The organism is Sphingopyxis sp. NFH-91, assembly GCF_021401285.1.
Classification (GTDB): domain Bacteria; phylum Pseudomonadota; class Alphaproteobacteria; order Sphingomonadales; family Sphingomonadaceae; genus Sphingopyxis; species Sphingopyxis terrae_A.
This window is the reverse complement of the sequence record NZ_JACBGA010000004.1, coordinates 121,720-138,848: the sequence shown is the minus strand read 5'-3', so window position 1 is coordinate 138,848 and position 17,129 is coordinate 121,720. Positions and strand designations below refer to the sequence as shown.

Annotated in this window: 19 protein-coding genes; 16 read left to right on the top strand and 3 right to left on the bottom strand. The window is 64.9% G+C overall.

The window, feature by feature from the left end; translation table 11 throughout:
• Window positions 1–120: 120 nt before the first annotated feature.
• The 11 genes from L0963_RS10905 to L0963_RS10855 all read left to right on the top strand — a co-directional run bounded on the left by L0963_RS10905 (window position 121) and on the right by L0963_RS10855 (window position 6,072).
• Window positions 121–534 carry a MerC family mercury resistance protein gene (locus L0963_RS10905; protein ID WP_234179472.1) on the top strand — a complete coding sequence of 138 codons (414 nt, stop codon included), beginning with the start codon at window positions 121–123 and terminating at the stop codon, window positions 532–534.
• 104 nt (window positions 535–638) lie between these two features.
• Entirely contained in the window at window positions 639–818 is a 180-nt protein-coding gene (locus L0963_RS10900; RefSeq protein WP_202988257.1) for a hypothetical protein, read from the top strand.
• A 3-nt stretch (window positions 819–821) separates the two neighbouring features.
• Complete coding sequence (locus L0963_RS10895) at window positions 822–1,418, top strand: hypothetical protein (RefSeq protein ID WP_234179470.1); 597 nt, start codon at window positions 822–824, stop codon at window positions 1,416–1,418.
• Window positions 1,415–1,606 (top strand): helix-turn-helix transcriptional regulator, encoded by a 192-nt coding sequence (locus L0963_RS10890; protein ID WP_011541000.1) that lies wholly within the window; start codon window positions 1,415–1,417, stop codon window positions 1,604–1,606. Before L0963_RS10895 ends, L0963_RS10890 begins: the two co-directional genes overlap by 4 nt.
• Before the next feature lie 4 nt (window positions 1,607–1,610).
• Window positions 1,611–2,519 carry an alpha/beta fold hydrolase gene (locus L0963_RS10885; protein ID WP_062902046.1) on the top strand — a complete coding sequence of 303 codons (909 nt, stop codon included), beginning with the start codon at window positions 1,611–1,613 and terminating at the stop codon, window positions 2,517–2,519.
• 193 nt (window positions 2,520–2,712) lie between these two features.
• Window positions 2,713–2,967 carry a DUF6356 family protein gene (locus L0963_RS10880; RefSeq protein WP_062902045.1) on the top strand — a complete coding sequence of 85 codons (255 nt, stop codon included), beginning with the start codon at window positions 2,713–2,715 and terminating at the stop codon, window positions 2,965–2,967.
• 129 nt (window positions 2,968–3,096) lie between these two features.
• Window positions 3,097–3,864, top strand: coding sequence for an alpha/beta fold hydrolase (locus tag L0963_RS10875; RefSeq protein WP_062902044.1), 768 nt, complete (start codon window positions 3,097–3,099; stop codon window positions 3,862–3,864).
• 9 nt (window positions 3,865–3,873) lie between these two features.
• Window positions 3,874–4,311, top strand: a complete 438-nt coding sequence (locus tag L0963_RS10870) for an acyl-CoA thioesterase (RefSeq protein WP_234179467.1) — start codon at window positions 3,874–3,876, stop codon at window positions 4,309–4,311.
• Window positions 4,312–4,320: 9 nt separating this feature from the next.
• Window positions 4,321–4,758, top strand: coding sequence for a VOC family protein (locus tag L0963_RS10865; RefSeq protein WP_062902043.1), 438 nt, complete (start codon window positions 4,321–4,323; stop codon window positions 4,756–4,758).
• Window positions 4,759–4,832: 74 nt separating this feature from the next.
• Window positions 4,833–5,561, top strand: a complete 729-nt coding sequence (gene gloB, locus L0963_RS10860) for a hydroxyacylglutathione hydrolase (RefSeq protein ID WP_062902042.1) — start codon at window positions 4,833–4,835, stop codon at window positions 5,559–5,561.
• A 64-nt stretch (window positions 5,562–5,625) separates the two neighbouring features.
• Window positions 5,626–6,072 (top strand): hypothetical protein, encoded by a 447-nt coding sequence (locus L0963_RS10855; RefSeq protein ID WP_234179466.1) that lies wholly within the window; start codon window positions 5,626–5,628, stop codon window positions 6,070–6,072.
• A gap of 81 nt (window positions 6,073–6,153) precedes the next feature.
• Here L0963_RS10855 and L0963_RS10850 read toward each other — a convergent pair whose 3' ends face one another.
• The 3 genes from L0963_RS10850 to L0963_RS10840 all read right to left on the bottom strand — a co-directional run bounded on the left by L0963_RS10850 (window position 6,154) and on the right by L0963_RS10840 (window position 10,910).
• Entirely contained in the window at window positions 6,154–7,983 is a 1,830-nt protein-coding gene (locus L0963_RS10850; RefSeq protein ID WP_062902040.1) for an AMP-dependent synthetase/ligase, read from the bottom strand.
• Between the two features lie 81 nt (window positions 7,984–8,064).
• Window positions 8,065–9,756, bottom strand: a complete 1,692-nt coding sequence (gene ggt, locus L0963_RS10845) for a gamma-glutamyltransferase (RefSeq protein WP_234179463.1) — start codon at window positions 9,754–9,756, stop codon at window positions 8,065–8,067.
• An 83-nt stretch (window positions 9,757–9,839) separates the two neighbouring features.
• Entirely contained in the window at window positions 9,840–10,910 is a 1,071-nt protein-coding gene (locus tag L0963_RS10840) for a quinone-dependent dihydroorotate dehydrogenase (RefSeq protein WP_234179461.1), read from the bottom strand.
• 121 nt (window positions 10,911–11,031) lie between these two features.
• Between L0963_RS10840 and L0963_RS10835 the strand changes: the two genes are divergently transcribed.
• From L0963_RS10835 to sufC, 5 genes are all read left to right on the top strand, one after another.
• Window positions 11,032–12,849, top strand: coding sequence for a DUF885 domain-containing protein (locus tag L0963_RS10835; RefSeq protein ID WP_062902037.1), 1,818 nt, complete (start codon window positions 11,032–11,034; stop codon window positions 12,847–12,849).
• A 130-nt stretch (window positions 12,850–12,979) separates the two neighbouring features.
• Window positions 12,980–13,837: a helix-turn-helix domain-containing protein gene (locus L0963_RS10830; protein WP_003047907.1), complete on the top strand. Its 858-nt coding sequence runs from the start codon at window positions 12,980–12,982 to the stop codon at window positions 13,835–13,837.
• A 291-nt stretch (window positions 13,838–14,128) separates the two neighbouring features.
• Window positions 14,129–14,614 (top strand): SUF system Fe-S cluster assembly regulator, encoded by a 486-nt coding sequence (locus L0963_RS10825; RefSeq protein ID WP_234179459.1) that lies wholly within the window; start codon window positions 14,129–14,131, stop codon window positions 14,612–14,614.
• A gap of 4 nt (window positions 14,615–14,618) precedes the next feature.
• Window positions 14,619–16,106: a Fe-S cluster assembly protein SufB gene (gene sufB, locus L0963_RS10820; protein WP_062902035.1), complete on the top strand. Its 1,488-nt coding sequence runs from the start codon at window positions 14,619–14,621 to the stop codon at window positions 16,104–16,106.
• Between the two features lie 219 nt (window positions 16,107–16,325).
• Entirely contained in the window at window positions 16,326–17,069 is a 744-nt protein-coding gene (gene sufC / locus L0963_RS10815; protein ID WP_062902034.1) for a Fe-S cluster assembly ATPase SufC, read from the top strand.
• Window positions 17,070–17,129: the final 60 nt, after the last annotated feature.

Genomic DNA, 17,129 nt, shown 5'->3' with positions numbered 1-17,129 from the left:
AACTGCGCCCCTTTGCCAGCGCGCGAAAGCAGCGGCAAGGGCCGTTTTCACCGCGAGAGCTTGTAATGATACAATGTATCATTATGTGAACCGCGCCACCCTCTGCCGAAAGTCCGATCCATGTGCCTCCCCGCCCGCCCCTCGTTGCGTTCGCGCGCCGCCGACCTGATCGGCGTCGGGCTGTCGCTCGCCTGCCTTGTCCATTGCCTCGCGCTGCCGCTGCTCCTGCTCGCGGCGCCCGCGCTGAGCGCCTGGCTCTCGCTGCCCGAGAGCTTTCATGCGGTGATCCTGCTGCTCGCCGCGCCCGCGGCGGCGCTCGCGCTGGCCGAGGACCGGCGACACCACCGCCATTGCTATCCCGTCGCCGCGGCACCGATCGGCCTTGCCCTCCTCGCCGCCGGGCTGGCTGCGCACGAAGGCTGGGTCGGCGGCCTCGATCCCGAAACCGGCGACCGCCTGTTCACCACCATGGGCGCGCTCGCCCTCGCCAGCGCACACATCGTCAATTGGCGGTTGCGGCACGCGCAAGGCTGACGCGCGGCGGGCGATTGGCTCGCTTGTCATTGTGTCAATGTCGCTTGACAAGAGCGAATCCCTGTGTCAATGTTCCTTTACTGTTTAACAAGGGAGCTTGACCGATGCCGCCGATTTTCCGTGCTCTTTGCTGGGCCCTCGCCATCATGTGCGTCGCCTTTGCGCATATCCTCGACATCATTCCCGAGAATATCGCGACGATGCTGATCATCGTGCTGCCCGCGATCATGATTGCAACGACGCCGCGCGACGGCCGCGCCTGCGCCAAGCGGACGGCGACCTGAACCGTGGCAAGCGCAACCGAAACCTCCGCCCGGCGTGCCGCAGGATTTTGGGCGATCGCCTTTCTGATCGGCATGTTCGGAACCGCGTGGCTGCTGAAAACGAGCAAGGCCATCGCGGCACCCTGGGGGCTGGCGATCATGATCCTCCCGATGCTGCTGCTGATCCCGATGGTGCGCGCAACCGAGCGCATGCAGCGCGAAACGGGCTGCGCATCGGTCGTCGCCACCCGCTACAACCGCCGGATGCTGGTCGCCTCCTTCGCATATGTGATCGGACTGGGCGGGGCGCTGCTCCTGTTTCGACAGCAGGAGGCAGCCAAGCCTTTCGCCGCGCTGCTCGCGCTGCTGCCGACGCTGCCCGTGTTCGGGATGATCTGGGCGATGGCGCGCTATGTCATCGAGGAGAACGATGAATATCTGCGCGCGCGGACGGTCAACGCGGCGTTGATCGCCACCGGCCTGCTGCTCGCGGTGGCGACTTTCTGGGGCTTCATGACGACCTTCGGCGTTGCGCCGGCGGTGCCGATGTGGACCGCCGTCCCGGTGTGGTGCCTTGGCCTGGGGCTGGGACATTTCATCGGCAAGGTTCGCGGCCTGTGAAGAACCGCCTGAAGGTTCTGCGCGCCGAGCGCGACTGGAGCCAGCAGGACCTGGCCGACCGGCTCGAGGTATCGCGCCAGTCGGTCAACGCGATCGAGACGGGAAAATATGATCCGTCGCTGCCCCTCGCCTTTCGCATCGCCGACCTGTTCGGCCTGCCGATTGAAGCCATATTCCTGAAAGACTGAACCCATGAAACGACTTTCCATCGCCGCGCTGTTCGTCCTCCTGATCGCCACCATCGCACCGCGCGCCAATGCCGCCGAGGCCGGCGCCGGATGCGGTACCGGCCTGCTCGAAGGCAAGCGGATCACGGTCGAGGTCGAAGGCGACGGTCCCGACGTCGTGCTGATCCCAGGCCTTTCCTCGCCGCGCGCGGTCTGGGCGCCCACTGCCGAACGGCTGAAAACGACGCATCGCCTGCACCTTGTCGAGGTGCGCGGATTCGGAGGCGATGCGCCGGGCCTGAATGCCGAGGGCCCGATACTCGAGCCGATGATGCGCGAGATTGCCGACTATATCGACGATTGCATCGTCGATCAGGGACGCCCCGCTCCGGCGGTCATCGGCCATTCGCTCGGCGGCCTGACCGCCATGATGATCGCCGCCCGTGCCCCCAAGGAAGTCGGCCGGCTGATGGTCGTCGACAGCCTGTCCTTCTTCGGCATGTTGTTTGGCCCGACCGCGACCGTCGCGAGCGTCGAGCCGCAGGCCGCCGCGATGCAGACGATGCTCGCCGCAAGGGATAGCGCCGAAGCCGACGAGCGGACGCTGCAGATGATGTCGGCGACCGATGCCGGCCGCGCGCAGGTCAAGGCGTGGACGCAGGCGGCGAACGCGAAGGTCGCGGCGCAGTTGATGTATGACGACATGACCACCGATCTTCGACCCGAGCTGCGCGCGATCGCTGCGCCGTTCACGATGCTCTATCCGCTGGATGCCAGCGTGATGCCCGAAGCGATGGTCGATGGACTCTACAAGGGCGCCTTTACAGCGGCCAAGACCGTGACGCTGAAGCGTATCGACGGCAGCCGCCATTTCATCATGCTCGATCAACCCGAGGCCTTTGCCGACGCGGTCGACAAGTTCCTTTCAGATTAAGTTGATCCTCCCTGTGCTGGCGGCCTGGGGAGGCGGCAGCGGGCTTCGGCTGCCTGGTAGGCGCTCAGCACAAGGTCGGCATATCTCCGGCTGGAACAAGTAAGTGCTCCCCCGCGAGGAGTATCCGGATACCGCCCTTGCCTGCGCCTCGGCCGCTCGCTAGGGCGGCGGCAACCCAAAAGGAGCCGCCAAAATGTTCAAGCGCCTGTTTGTCGATCATCCGAAAAGCGTAGACGAAAATTACGTCGAGCATTTCGGGGTCGCCGCGCGCTTCGGCTTCACGATGATCTGGGGCGGTCTGTGCGCGCTGGTCCACGCGGTCGTGCCCGGCTGGTGCATCACCACCGGCAGCGACACCATCCAGCGGCTCAACAAGATCATGGTCGAACAGCGCCGCGCCAAGGGCCAGGCCGTGGCGCAGATGAACACGGTCGATTGGGTGATCTGACGTCGGTGGGGGCGATCTGGCACCCAAATACCCTTCGCATCGAGCGAAGTCGAGATGCCCCTCGGCCAAGCGTCGCCCCAACGGGTGTCTCGACTTCGCTCGACACGAACGGAATGAGAGGTCGGTTCGATGAGTGAACCCGCAATGCCCGATTATCTGGACCGTCCCGGCCGCCCGCGGCTTGCCTATCGCCATGCCAGCGGCGCGGGGCCGACGATCATTTTCCTGCCCGGCTATATGTCCGACATGGCCGGCGGCAAGGCGACCGCGCTGCTCGAATGGTCGGCGGCCGAAGGGCAGGCCTGCCTGCTGCTCGATTATGCGGGCTGCGGCCTGTCCGACGGACTGTTTTCCGACCAGACGTTGCTCGACTGGCGCGGCGACGTCCTCGACCTGATCGACGCAAAGGTCGAGGGGCCGGTGATCCTTGTCGGATCGTCGATGGGTGGCTGGCTGATGCTGCTTGCGGCGCGCGAACTGGTTGCGCGCGACGGGCCGGCGCGGGTGGCGGGACTGGTCGGCATCGCCGCCGCGCCCGACTTCACCCGCTGGGGTTTCTCGCCGCAAGAAAAGGCGATCATCCTCGCCGAAGGCGCGCTGATCGAAGAAACGCCCTATGGCGATCAGCCCTATGTGACGACGCGCGGCTTCTTCCAGTCAGGAGAGGCGAACTTGTTGCTCGACGGTGAAATCCCCCTCGCCTGTCCGGTGCGACTGCTCCACGGCCAGGAGGATGGCGACGTGCCGCCCGACATCAGCCTGCGCCTTGCCGCGGCGCTTGCCAGCGACGATGTGCAGGTGACGCTGGTCAAGGGCGGCGACCACCGCCTTTCGCGCGATGGCGACATCGCCCTGTTGATCGATACCGTCGCGCGCCTCGCGACCCATCCGGACTGAAGGACAATCATGGCCCGCAGCGACTATAAATTCCATGTGCGCAAACGCGTTCGCTATTCCGAGATCGACGCGCAGCGCGTCGTATTCAACAGCCGCTACCTTGAATATTTCGACATCGGCATCACCGAATATTGGCGCGCGGCGGGTGTATATGATCGCTGGCCCGGCCACGACAGCCCCGAATTCCATGTTGCGCGCGCCGAGATCGACTATCGTGCGCCCATCCTGCTCGACGAGGAAATCGACATCTGCGTGCGCGCGGCGCGGGTCGGGCGCAGTTCGATGGTCTTTCATTTCGAACTGCACGGCGCGGGCGTGGACGATCTGCGCGCGACGGGCGTTCTGGTCAACGTCCATGTCGCCGAAGCGCAGGGCGCGCCGAGCCCGGTCCCCGATGAATTCGTAAATCTGTTCGAAGCGTTTGAAGGTCGCCCGCTTCGTGCCTAATATGGGGGCATGACCAAATATCTCCACACGATGATCCGCGTTTCGGATCCCGACGCCACCATCGACTTCTTCAAGCTGATCGGGCTTGAGGAAGTCCGCCGCTTCGACAGCGAAGCGGGCCGCTTCACGCTGATCTTTCTGGCCCCGCCGGGACAGGCCGGCATTGCCGAGGTCGAACTGACCTATAATTGGCCGCCCGAGGATGGCAGCGCCCCCGAAAGCTATTCGGGTGGGCGCAACTTCGGGCATCTCGCCTATCGCGTCGACAATATTTACGAAACCTGCCAGCGCCTGATGGACGCCGGCGTGACGATCAACCGCCCGCCGCGCGACGGCCATATGGCCTTCGTGCGATCGCCCGATGGCATTTCGGTCGAGCTGTTGCAGGACGGCCATCTGGAACCTGCCGAACCCTGGGCCTCGATGCCCAACACGGGAAGCTGGTAGATCGTGCAACCAAGGCGGCGCGCGCGCGTGTCCGTCTTGGAAGGCATGAGGCCGGCGAGACATAGGAGAAGAGCGTGAGCGCGCTGGAAATCGTCCGCATCCCCGTCCTCAACGACAATTATGTCTGGCTGGTCCACGATCCGGCGAGCTTCGAAACGATGGTCGTCGACCCCGCCGTGGCGGAGCCGGTGCTGGCCGAGGCGGACGCGCGCGGCTGGCCGATCACCGCGATCTGGAACACCCACTGGCACCCTGACCATACGGGCGGCAACGCCGACATCAAGGCAAAGACCGGATGCGAGATCATCGCGCCGGCGGCCGAGCGCGAGCGCATTCCGACCGCCGACCGCCTCGTCGCCGACGGCGACCGGGTCCTGCTCGGCGCGCATGTCGCCGACGTCTGGGCGGTCCCCGCGCACACCGCCGGGCATATCGCCTATCATTTTGCCGGGGACGGCGTGATCTTCGTCGGCGACACATTGTTCGCGATGGGATGCGGGCGCCTGTTCGAAGGCACCGCCGACCAGATGTTCGCGAACATGCAGCGCCTCGCCACCCTCGACGATACGACGCGCGTTTATTGCGCGCACGAATATACGCTGTCGAACGCGCGCTTCGCGGTGACGGTCGATCCCGACAACCGCGCACTGGCAGAGCGCCTGAGCGCGGTCGAAACGGCGCGCGCGCAAGGCATGGCGACGGTGCCGACGACGATCGGCGACGAGCGCGCGACCAACCCCTTTCTGCGCGCGCCCAGCGCAGCGGAGCTCGGCCGCATCCGCGCGCTGAAGGACGCGGCCTGACATGGGTTGCTTCAGCCCTCGTTCAGCGTCCGTCCGCCAAACAACGCCCGTCAGGATCCCTATGATGACCATGCCCCGTTTTGCCCTTTGCACCGTACTGATCGGCGCCGCCGCCTCGCTTGCCGGCTGTGCGCCGTCGGGAAGCGGCACCCCCGGTGCCGCAGCGCTGACGCCCAAGCAGGCGGCGACGCTCGACAAGCAGCTCGCGGGCAAGACGCCCGGCACCCCGGTTAGATGCCTGCCCAATTACCGGACGTCGGACACCATTCGCGTGTCGGACGACATCCTGCTCTATCGATCGGGGCGCAATCTGGTTTACCGCAACACGCTGAAGGGCAGTTGCCCCGGCCTCGCGCGCGACAGCGATATCATGGTCGTGCGCCAGTTCGGATCGTCGACCTGCGAAGGCGACTTCTTTTACCTGGTTGATCGCAGCAGCGGCATTCGCGGTCCGACATGCGTTTTTGGCGAATTCGTCCCCTATCGCAAACCGGCGGGGGACGGCGGCTGAACCAAAGGTTCGGTCACAGGCGGGGTTCCGGTTTGCGCCGAGCTTTTCGGGTCGCGCCCCCGCCTGTATCCTGACGCGAACCTACCCCTTGTAGAGCGCCGCGATCTTGTCCTCATAGACCTTGCGCAGGATGTGGCGGCGGATCTTCATCGACGGGGTCATCTGTTCATTCTCGATCGTGAAGGGTTCGTCGGCAAAGTCGAACTTGCGTACTTTCTCGATCACCGAAAGCTGGCCGTTGACGCGGTCGACCGCCTCGCGGATCGCGGTGCGGAATTTTTCATGCTCGCGCAGCAGTTTCAGATCCTTGGGCAGCCCTTCGACCTCGGCCCATTCGGCCATCCATTCGGGATCGGGCACCAATATGCCGACGAGGTGCGGGCGCTTGTCGCCATAGACCATCGCCTGCAGGATTTCGGGCTGGAGCGTCAGCATCCCTTCGACCCGCTGCGGCGAGACATTGTCGCCCTTGTCGTTGACGATCAGATCCTTCTTGCGATCGGTGATGACGATGCGGCCCTGATCGTCGATATGGCCGATGTCGCCGGTATGGAGCCATGGCCCCTTGTCGGGTTCGGCCGGATCGGGAACGAGGACGCGTGCCGTTTCCTCCTTGTTGCGCCAATAGCCCTTCATGACGAGTTCGCCGCGGACGCAGATTTCCCCGTCGTCGGCGATCCGCACTTCGGTGTTCATCAGTGGCGGGCCGACGGTGTCCATCTTGAGGCCGACCGAGGGACGGTTGCAGCTGATCACCGGCCCCGCCTCGGTCTGCCCATAGCCCTGAAGCAGCGTCAGGCCGATCGAGTGGAAGAAAACGCCGATTTCGGGGTTGAGCGGCGCACCGCCCGAAACGAGCGCTTTCATCCGGCCGCCGAAGCGCTGCTGGATCTTGGGGCGGAACAGCTTGTTGAGGATGAGGTCGACCGGGCGGTCGAGCACGCCGAGGCGGCGCTCATAATCCTTTTCGCCGACGCGCAGCGCCTGGCTGAGCATCCAGTTCGCAAGCTTGCCCTGCTTTTCGACCGACTTGATCATCCGGGCGCGGATCACTTCGAACAGCCGCGGGACGACGACCATGATCGTCGGCTTCGTTTCCTCGATGTTCGAGACGAGCTTTTCGAGGCCCTCGCTGTAATAGATTTGCGCGCCGACCATGATCGGCAGGAACTGCCCGCCCGAATGCTCATAGGCATGGCTCAGGGGCAGGAAGGAGAGGAACACCTCTTCGTCGCCGATTCCGAAATCATTGACCAGCACCTCGGCCGCGCCCGCCGCATTGTGCAGGATCGCGCCATGATGCTGCATCACTCCGCGCGGCGCGCCGCCGGTGCCGCTGGTGTAGATAAGGCAGGCGGTATCATCGCGCGTCATCGCGAGCCCGCGCGCCTTCGCGTCCGCCAGATGCGCCTCGCCGCCTTCGACCAGCGGCGCCCAGTCGTGGACCGCCACCTCGCCCTGCTGGCCGACGCGCAGGCTTTCCATGCTGATGACGATATGCGCGTCGGACCGCATTACCGCGGGCATCAGGGTGCGCGCGAGCTTTGCGGTCGAGACGATGACGGCGCGCGCGCCGCTGTTGTCGAGGATATGCTGGTGATCGCGTTCGGTGTTCGTGGTGTAGGTCGGCACGGTGATGCACCCCGCCGCCATGATGGCGAGATCGGCGATGCAGAATTCGGGCCGGTTTTCGCTGACGAGGACGACGCGGTCGCCCTCCTTCAGCCCCAGCGCGCGCAGATTATGCGCGAGCGCGGCGACCTGGTTCGCAACCTGCCGCCAGCTCAGCGGTTGCCACGCGCGATCGGCCTTGTGCCAGAGAAAGGGGCTTTCGCCGCCCCGTTCGGCACGGTCGAAAAACATCGCGACCAGACTGGGAAAATGGTCGAGATGCGGGTTGTCCAGCTTCATGCCTCTCGCTCTCCTCGGGAGGTTATTGTCGTTGGGTCGTTCTTAGGGTGAACGGCGTTCCGGTTGAAGCCCCCTTCCGGGTCAGTTCTGGGCCGGGGCGCCATCGACCGACGAGGTGCCGGGCCCGCGCGGGTCGGCGGCGCCGCGCCAGCCATCGCCGACGCGTTCGATCGCGTTGAGCTTCGAGCCCAGATCGGTCGGCGTGAAGCTGTAGCCGAAGGGCTTCATCTTCGCCGCGATCGCCTTGCCGAGATCGTCATTCTCGATCAGCACGCCCTGCTGGCCGAAGAAGATATTGGGCAGTTCCATCGCGTCCTGCGCGCTGAGGCCCCAGTCGAGGACGCCGATCAGCGTCTTGGTCACATGCATGATGATCCGCTTGCCGCCCGCCGAGCCGACCGCGAGGATCACCTTGCCGTCGGGCCCATAGACGATCGTCGGCGACATCGAGGAAAGCGGCCGCTTGCCCGCTTCGACGCGGTTGGCGGTCGGCTGCCCGTCCTTGACCGGCACGAAGTCGAAATCGGTGAGTTCATTGTTGAGGAAATAGCCGTTGGCGATGAGCTGGCTGCCGAAGATGCTTTCGACGGTCGAGGTCATCGAGACGACATTGCCGTCCTTGTCGGCGACGACGAAATGCGTCGTGCCATGTTCGGGAATCGGCGGCGCGGCAGCGCGCGGCTTCGCGCCCGGCGGCGTGCCGGGTTCATAATGGCCAGCGGCGCCATAGGGCGAGATGAGCTGGCGGCGTTCGGCCAGATAGCCTTTGTCGAGCAGGCCTTTCACCGGCACATCGACGAAATCGGCGTCGCCGAGATAGGCCGCGCGGTCGGCATAGGCGAGTTGCATCGCTTCGGCCAGCAGGTGCCAGCTCATCGGATTATCCTTGCCCATCGCCTTCATGTCATAACCCTCGAGCATGCCGAGGATGCCGAAGACGGTCGTCGCGCCCGACGAGGGCGGCCCCATGCCGCACACTTTGTAGATGCGATAGGTGGTGCAGACCGCCGGGCGTTCCTTCGCCTGATAGGCGGCGAGATCCTTGAGCGTGAGCTGCGCGTGATTGCGCGGCGCCTTGGCCACCGCGTCGCTGATCGCCTTGGCATTGGCGCCCGCATAAAAGGCTTCGGGGCCGCGCGCCGCAATGTCGCGCAGGATGGCGGCATAGGCGGGGTTCCGGATCACGGTGCCGACGGGCGCGGGTTTGCCGTCGACATAATAGATGGCGCGGGCGGCCGGGAAATCCTTCCACACCGGCTGGAATTGCTCGAGCCAGGTGTAGAGCGCGGGCGTGACCTTATACCCGTCCTCGGCCAGTTTGATCGCGGGCTGGAACAGCGCCTTCCATTCGAGCTTGCCCCATTTCTTGTGCGCCATTTCCATCAGGCGGACATTGCCCGGAACGCCGACCGACAAGCCGCCCGGCACGACGTCCATGAAGCCGCGCGGCTTGCCGTCGGGGCCGAGGAAGCGGTCGCCCTTCGCCGCCGCCGGCGCCTTTTCGCGGCCGTCGATGGTCGAGATGCTGTCGTCCTTGGCATTGTGATAGACCATGAAGCCGCCGCCGCCGATGCCGCTCGATTGCGGTTCGACGAGGGTGAGCACCGCGACCATGGCAATCGCGGCGTCAGCCGCCGATCCGCCCTGATGCAATATCTCTCGCCCCGCCTCGGTCGCGCGCGGGTCGGCCGACGAGGTGACGCCCTGCGCCGCGGCAAGCGACGGAACGGCAAGGACGAAGAGGCTGAAGACAGCAAAGAGTCGTTTAAGCATGGGCGCGACATTGGCGCGGGGGTCTGTCGAGTGCAAGCCCTGTTCCCCCCGCCCGTCTCCCCTCGCCCGTCGGCGCGAGCGCGTCAGGCGTCGGCGCCCACCGCGTCGCTCACCCGCGCAAAGCCGTCGCGCGCGGCGCGAGCTTCGAGGCCGTGCGCGATGCGTGCGGCCAGCCCCGGCCCTTCGAACACCATCGCCGAATAGATCTGGATCAGGCTGGCGCCTGCGCGGATGCGCGCCCAGGCCTGATCGGCATTGGCGATACCGCCGACGCCGATCAGCGGCACTGTTCCGCCGCTTGCCCGGCGAAAGTCGCGCAGGCGCTGCAGCGCAAGATCGTGAAGCGGCGCGCCCGATAGCCCCCCCGCTTCGTCCGCGTGGCGCGAGGCGAGCGGCGGGCGCGTGATCGTGGTGTTCGACACGATGATCGCGGCGAGGCGCTTGTCGATCGCCAGCGCGACGATATCGTCGATGTCGGCGGGTTCGAGATCGGGCGCAACCTTCAGGAAGACGGGCTTGGCCGCTCCCGCGGGCTGCGCCGCCGCGACGCCGTCGAGCAGCGCCTCGAGCGCGCCGCGATCCTGCAAGGCACGCAGGCCCGGCGTGTTGGGTGAAGAAATATTGACGGTCAGATAGTCGGCGAGCGGCGCCATGGCCGCCGTGCCCTTCGCATAGTCGGCGATACGGTCGGCGCTGTCCTTGTTCGCGCCGATATTGATGCCGAGCGGCACCGGCAGGCCGTAGCGGCGCAGGCAGGCGATGCGGTCGGCCGCCTTTGCCTGTCCGCCGTTGTTGAAGCCCATGCGGTTGACCACCGCGCGGTCCTCGACCAGCCGGAACAGTCGCGGGCGCGGATTGCCGTCCTGCGGCAACGGGGTGAGCGTCCCGACCTCGACAAAGCCGAAACCGAAATGGGGCATCGCATGCGCCACGCGCGCATCCTTGTCGAAGCCGGGGGCGAGGCCCACCGGATTCGGGAAGTGCAGCCCCGCCAGTTCGGTCGCCAGCACGGGGCTGGTCAGCGCGCGGCGTGCGCGCGGCAAGGGCTGCAACGCGGCGAGCGTCAGATTATGCGCCGCCTCGCCATCGGTCGCGTGAACGACGGGGCGGACAAGGCCGTAGGCGGCATCGGCGGCGGAGGCAAAAAGCGACATGCCCCCGCCATTGCGCCGGGGCGGCGGCTATGGCAAGCCCCCTGCCGATCAGCCGGAAATCGTTGCAAAATGAGGGGCCTTGCCGGACCCTCAGTCAGCCGGCCAACAGAGGGAGACATTTGTGTCGCATCGCCGTTTCGCCGCCCGCCCGTCCACAGCGATCCTGTCCACCGCGCTTGTGCTGCTGGCAACAGCGGGCTGCACGCCGGCGACCGTGGCGACCGCACCGCAATCGCCCGCGGCGAGCGCACCGGCCGGCGCCGACCTCGCGCAATTCTTCGACAATTATGACGAGGCGCAACTGTCGCTGAGCCCGCAAGGCAAGGCCTATCGCGGCATCCGCGACGCCGATTACGGCAAGTGGAACGACCCGAGCGACGATGCCGAGGTTGCCAGCCACACACTGCAACAGGCGACCGCCGCCGCGATGCGCGCGAGCTTCGACCCCGCGAAACTGTCGCCGGAGGAGGCGCTGTCCTTCGAGCTGTTCAACGCGCAGGCGGCGCGCGCAGAGCGGCTGTTCCCGTTCCGCGACGATGAATATATCTTCGACCAGATGAACGGCGCGCAGAGCCAGATGCCCGCCTTTCTGATCAATATCCACCGCGTTGCCAATGTTGCCGAAGCCGAAGCCTATGTGGAGCGCATTCGCGGCATGGGTCCGGTGCTCGACGCGCTGTCGGCCGAATCGGCGCGGCGCGCCAAAAAGGGCGTCCAGCCGCCCAAGTGGGTCTATGCCTATGTCATCAGCGACATCGAAAATCTGATGAAGCCGGACAATGCGGTGATCGAGGATATCGGCGCAAAGGTCGGCAAGCTCGACATCGACGCCGGCGAAAAGACACGGCTGACCGATGCCGCGAAGGCGGCATGGGCCGAAAGCGCGGGCCCCGCCTATGGCCGGCTGCTCGCCGAAATGAAGCGCCAGCAGGCGGTCGCGCCGACGCAGGACGGCATCTGGCGCCTGCCCGACGGCAAAGCCTATTATGCAGCGCTGCTCGCCAATTACACGACCACCGACATGAGCGCGGCGCAGATCCACGCGCTAGGCCTCTCCGAAGTCGCGCGTATCCACGGCGAGATGAAGAAGATCATGGCGCAGGTGGGCTTCAAAGGGACTTTGCGCGAGTTTTTCGAGCATCTGCGCACCAGCCCGCAATATTATTATACGACCCGCGAGGATTATCTGGCCGATGTCGATGCCAAGGTGAAGGCGATGGAGGCGCGGCTGCCCGCCTTCTTCCATACGCTGCCCAAGGCGCACCTGCAGGTGAAAGCGGTCGAAGCGTTCCGCGAAAAGTCGGCGGGCAAAGCCTTTTACCAGTCGCCCTCGCCCGACGGATCGCGGCCCGGCACCTATTATGTGAACCTCTATGACCTGCGCGACATGTCGAAGACCGAGCTCGAGGCGCTCGCCTATCATGAGGGTATTCCGGGACACCACCTGCAGCGCGCGGTGCAGACCGAACTGACCGGCCTGCCGCCCTTCCGCCGTTTCGGCGGCTTCACCGCCTATACCGAGGGCTGGGGCCTCTATTCGGAGGAACTCGCCAAGGACATGGGCTTTTACACCGACCCCTACAGTGACTTCGGGCGGCTCGGCATGGAATTGTGGCGCGCGTGCCGCCTCGTCGTCGACACCGGCATTCACGACAAGCGCTGGAGCCGCGAGCAGGCGATCCAGTATCTCAAGGACAATACGCCCAACCCCGACGGCGACATCGAAAAAGCGATCGAACGCTATATCGTCTATCCGGGGCAGGCGACCGCCTATCTGATCGGCAAGCTCAAGATCATGGAACTCAGGACGCGCGCGCAGGCGGCGCTCGGCGACCGTTTCGACTATCGCGACTTCCATGACGTGGTGCTCAAATCGGGGCCGGTGCCGCTCGACATCCTTGAGCGCCGCGTCGATGCCTGGATCGCCGCCAGCCGTTGATAGTGCGAATCAAAATTGCGCCTTGACGCAGCCGGGCGTTCTGAAATTATGGCGGGGAAGCAAAAGGCGGCAACAAAGCCACCGAAGGGTCGGTCTCGTCATGTCGGATACGTCAGCCTCATCCGGGCAGATGAGCGGCGAGCAGCCGTTCGAGCTGCACTATTTTCCGCCCGATCCCGATCTGGCGGACATGGTGTCGAGCTTTTACTGTGCGCGCATCAACATGCCGCGCTTCGACGAATATGAGCGCGCCGACCGCCCGCAGTTTCGCTTCATCACCGTCGCCGACGGCGAATATGTCTTTTCGGACGGGCACAGCAGCACGGTACGGCGCGCCAATATCGTCGGGCCGACGAGCGGGCGCGTCCGCGCGATCAGCAACCGCCCGACGCGCATCTTTGGCTTCGGCATGCTGCCCGCCGGCTGGGCCGCGCTGATGGGCAGCCATGGCGAGAAACTGACCGACCGCGCGATCGACGCGGCCGATCTGTTCGGCGACTGGATCAACGAGGTCGCCGACGCGATACTGGGCGCCGCGAACGACGAAGAGCGGCTGATTATCGGTAATAATTTCGTCCGCGCGGTGCTGAAACAGACCGAGGCGCCCGCGATGTGGTTCATCCGCACCGTCGATGAATGGCTGACGCGATCGGCGTCGCCGCAGGTGCATGACCTGGTCGAAGCAACCGGCATGTCGATCCGCTCGGTCGAGCGGATGACCAAACATTATTACGGCCTGTCGCCGCGCATGCTGGCGCGCAAATATCGCGCCGTGCGCGCCGCGGCGGCACTGGCGCGCGGCGAGACACTCGACCAGGCGCAGCTTGGCGACGCCTTTTACGACCAGTCGCACCTGATCCGCGAGATCAAGCGCTTTGCCGGGGCAACCCCGGGACAGCTCGGCAAGCCCACGCTTTATACCGAGGCGACGACGAAGGGCCGCAAACAGCTTGCGGGCAAGGTCAGCCCGATCGTTTCCGAAACCTGAGTCCATTCGCCCTGCCCCACGACGGGACGGTCTTTTTCGGCGCCGAGCGACGATTTGGCGTTTTGATACAATCGCGAATCAGGCCCGCGACCTATCCGGAACCTGCGACCCAGAAGAGCTCTTCCTTTGACGAGGACTGAGACCTTCATCTCGGCACTCATTCGGCTCCGGCTGGATGGGTGCCTTTTTTTATTGCCGGTCCGCGACCTTGCGCCTAGGGCGCTCAGCGACTATCTAATTGGAACGAATTACTCCAATTAAGAATCGTTCGCAGTTCCGCCGGAAAGAGCCATGCGCCTGTCCAACCTTGCCGATTATGCCGTCGTGCTGATGAGCGCCGCCGCGCGCCAGTGCGGATCGGTACCGCTGCATGCGGCGATGCTGGCCGAACAGACGGGCATTCCCGGCCCGACGGTGCAGAAGCTGGTGAGCGGGCTCGCCCGCGCCGGCCTGCTGGTGTCGACGCGGGGCACTGGCGGCGGCGTACGCCTCGCGCGGCCCGCAGCGGCGATCAGCATCGCCGATATTATCGAAGCCGTCGAAGGCCCGATCGCCCTCACCACCTGCGTCGAGGACGGTCGCCACGATTGCGCGCTCGAAGGCAATTGCCGCGTCAAGCCGCATTGGGGCGTCGTCAACAATGCCGTGCGCGGCGCGCTGGCACAGATCAGCCTCGCGAGCCTGAGCGGTGCCCCCGCGCCGGGCGCTGGACGTCCGGGCGGCAGCGCCGGATTGCCCCCTCCAACGGCTCCCGCCTTCGCGGGAGCGACGAGATAAGATTATGACCGATAACAGCGAAACCCCCGTCAAGGATCAGGCAGCCCGCGACGCCGCGCTGCGCGTTGCCGACTATGAGCATGGCTGGTCCTCGGCGATCGAGACCGACTTCGCGCCCAAGGGGCTCACCGAGGATACGGTACGTTTCATCAGCGCCAAGAAGAACGAGCCCGAATGGATGCTCGACTGGCGGCTGAAGGCGTTTCGCCACTGGCAGACGATGGAGACGCCCGACTGGGCGAAACTCAACGTGCCGCCGATCGACTATCAAGACGCGTACTATTATGCAGCGCCGAAGGCGAAACCGAAGCTCGCGAGCCTCGATGAGGTCGATCCCGAGATTCTCGAGGTCTACAAGAAGCTCGGCATCCCGATCGAGGAGCAGAAGGTGCTCGCGGGCGTCGAGGGCGCGCGCAAGGTCGCGGTCGATGCGGTGTTCGACAGCGTCAGCGTCGCGACGACCTTCCGCGAGGAATTGAAGCGCGCGGGCGTGATCTTCCTGTCGATCAGCGAAGCCATCCGCGAATATCCCGAGCTGGTGAAGAAGTGGCTCGGCAAGGTCGTGCCGATGCACGACAATTATTTTGCGACGCTCAATTGCGCGGTCTTCTCGGACGGGACGTTCGTCTACGTTCCCGAGGGCGTGCGCTGCCCGATGGAGCTCAGCACCTATTTCCGCATCAATGCCGAGAATACAGGGCAGTTCGAACGCACCCTGATCGTCGCCGACAAGGGCGCGTACGTCTCCTATCTCGAAGGCTGCACCGCGCCGATGCGCGACGAGAACCAGCTCCACGCCGCGGTGGTCGAACTGGTCGCGCTCGACGATGCCGAGATCAAGTATTCGACGGTGCAGAACTGGTACCCCGGCAATGCCGAGGGGCTGGGCGGCATCTATAATTTCGTCACCAAGCGCGCGCTGTGCCAAGGCAAGCGCAGCAAGGTGTCGTGGACGCAGGTCGAAACCGGCAGCGCGATCACGTGGAAATATCCGAGCTGCGTGCTCAACGGCGACGACAGCGTCGGCGAATTTTACTCGGTGGCGGTCACGAACAATTTCCAGCAGGCCGACACCGGCACCAAGATGATCCACAATGGCAAGCGCACGCGCTCGACCATCGTTTCGAAGGGGATCAGCGCGGGCAAGTCGAACAACACCTATCGCGGCCTCGTCCGCGTCGCGCCCAATGCCGAAGGGGTGCGCAACTTCACCCAGTGCGACAGCCTGCTGCTGGGCGACCAGTGCGGCGCGCACACCGTCCCCTATATCGAAGTCCGCAACCCGACCGCGACCGTCGAGCATGAAGCGACGACGAGCAAGATCAGCGACGACCAACTCTTCTACGCGATGCAGCGCGGACTGGGGCAGGAAGAAGCCGTGGCGCTGATCGTCAACGGCTTCGCCAAGGAAGTGCTGCAGCAACTGCCGATGGAATTTGCCGTCGAAGCGCAGAAACTGCTCGGAATCAGCCTTGAGGGGAGCGTGGGGTGAGTTGGTGGCGCTATCTTCTGGCTGTCGCCATTCTAATCGTGCTCGGCTATTGGCTTTTCGGCCTTTGGTTAATGTCCGTTCTCGGCGACGGCATCCCGTGGACTGGAATGGTCGATGGGACTGTGCATCTTGGCGCCCTTTTTAGAGTCTATGGCCTTCCGTTGTTCGCTTTCGGGCTATTCCGGCTGGCAACACACTCTCCAAAACTTAGAGAAACCGATGCTCAATATTGACAACCTCCACGCCACCGTCGCGGACAAGCCGATCCTGAAAGGCCTGTCGCTCGCCATCAATGCGGGCGAGATCCATGCGATCATGGGGCCTAATGGCGCGGGCAAGTCGACGCTCTCCTATGTCCTCGGCGGGCGGCCGGGGTATGAAGTCACCGAGGGTTCGGCGACCTTCGACGGACAGGATCTGCTCGATATGGACCCGCACGAGCGCGCCGCCGCTGGCCTGTTCCTTGGCTTCCAGTATCCTGTCGAAATCCCCGGCGTGTCGAACGTCCAGTTCCTGCGCGAAAGCCTGAACGCCCAGCGCAAGGCGCGTGGCGAGGAACCGCTGTCGGGCGGCGATTTCCTGAAGCTGGCGCGCGAGAAGGCAGGGCTGCTCAAGATGGACATGGACATGCTCAAGCGCCCCGTGAACGTCGGCTTTTCGGGCGGCGAGAAGAAGCGCAACGAGATGGTGCAGATGGGCATCCTCGACCCCAAGCTCGCGATCCTCGACGAGACCGACAGCGGCCTCGACATCGACGCGCTGCGCATCGTCGGCGACGGGATCAACGCGATCATGCGGCGCCCCGACAAGGCGGTGCTGCTGATCACCCATTATCAGCGCCTGCTCGACTATGTGCGGCCCGATTTCGTCCACGTCCTCGCCGGCGGCCGAATCGTCAAATCGGGCGGGCCCGAACTCGCGCTTGAGCTCGAACGCGAAGGCTATGCGGAGATCGCGGCGTGAGCATCCATACGCCCCTTTCCTTTCTTCGTCATGCCGGACTTGATCCGGCATCCATGACCG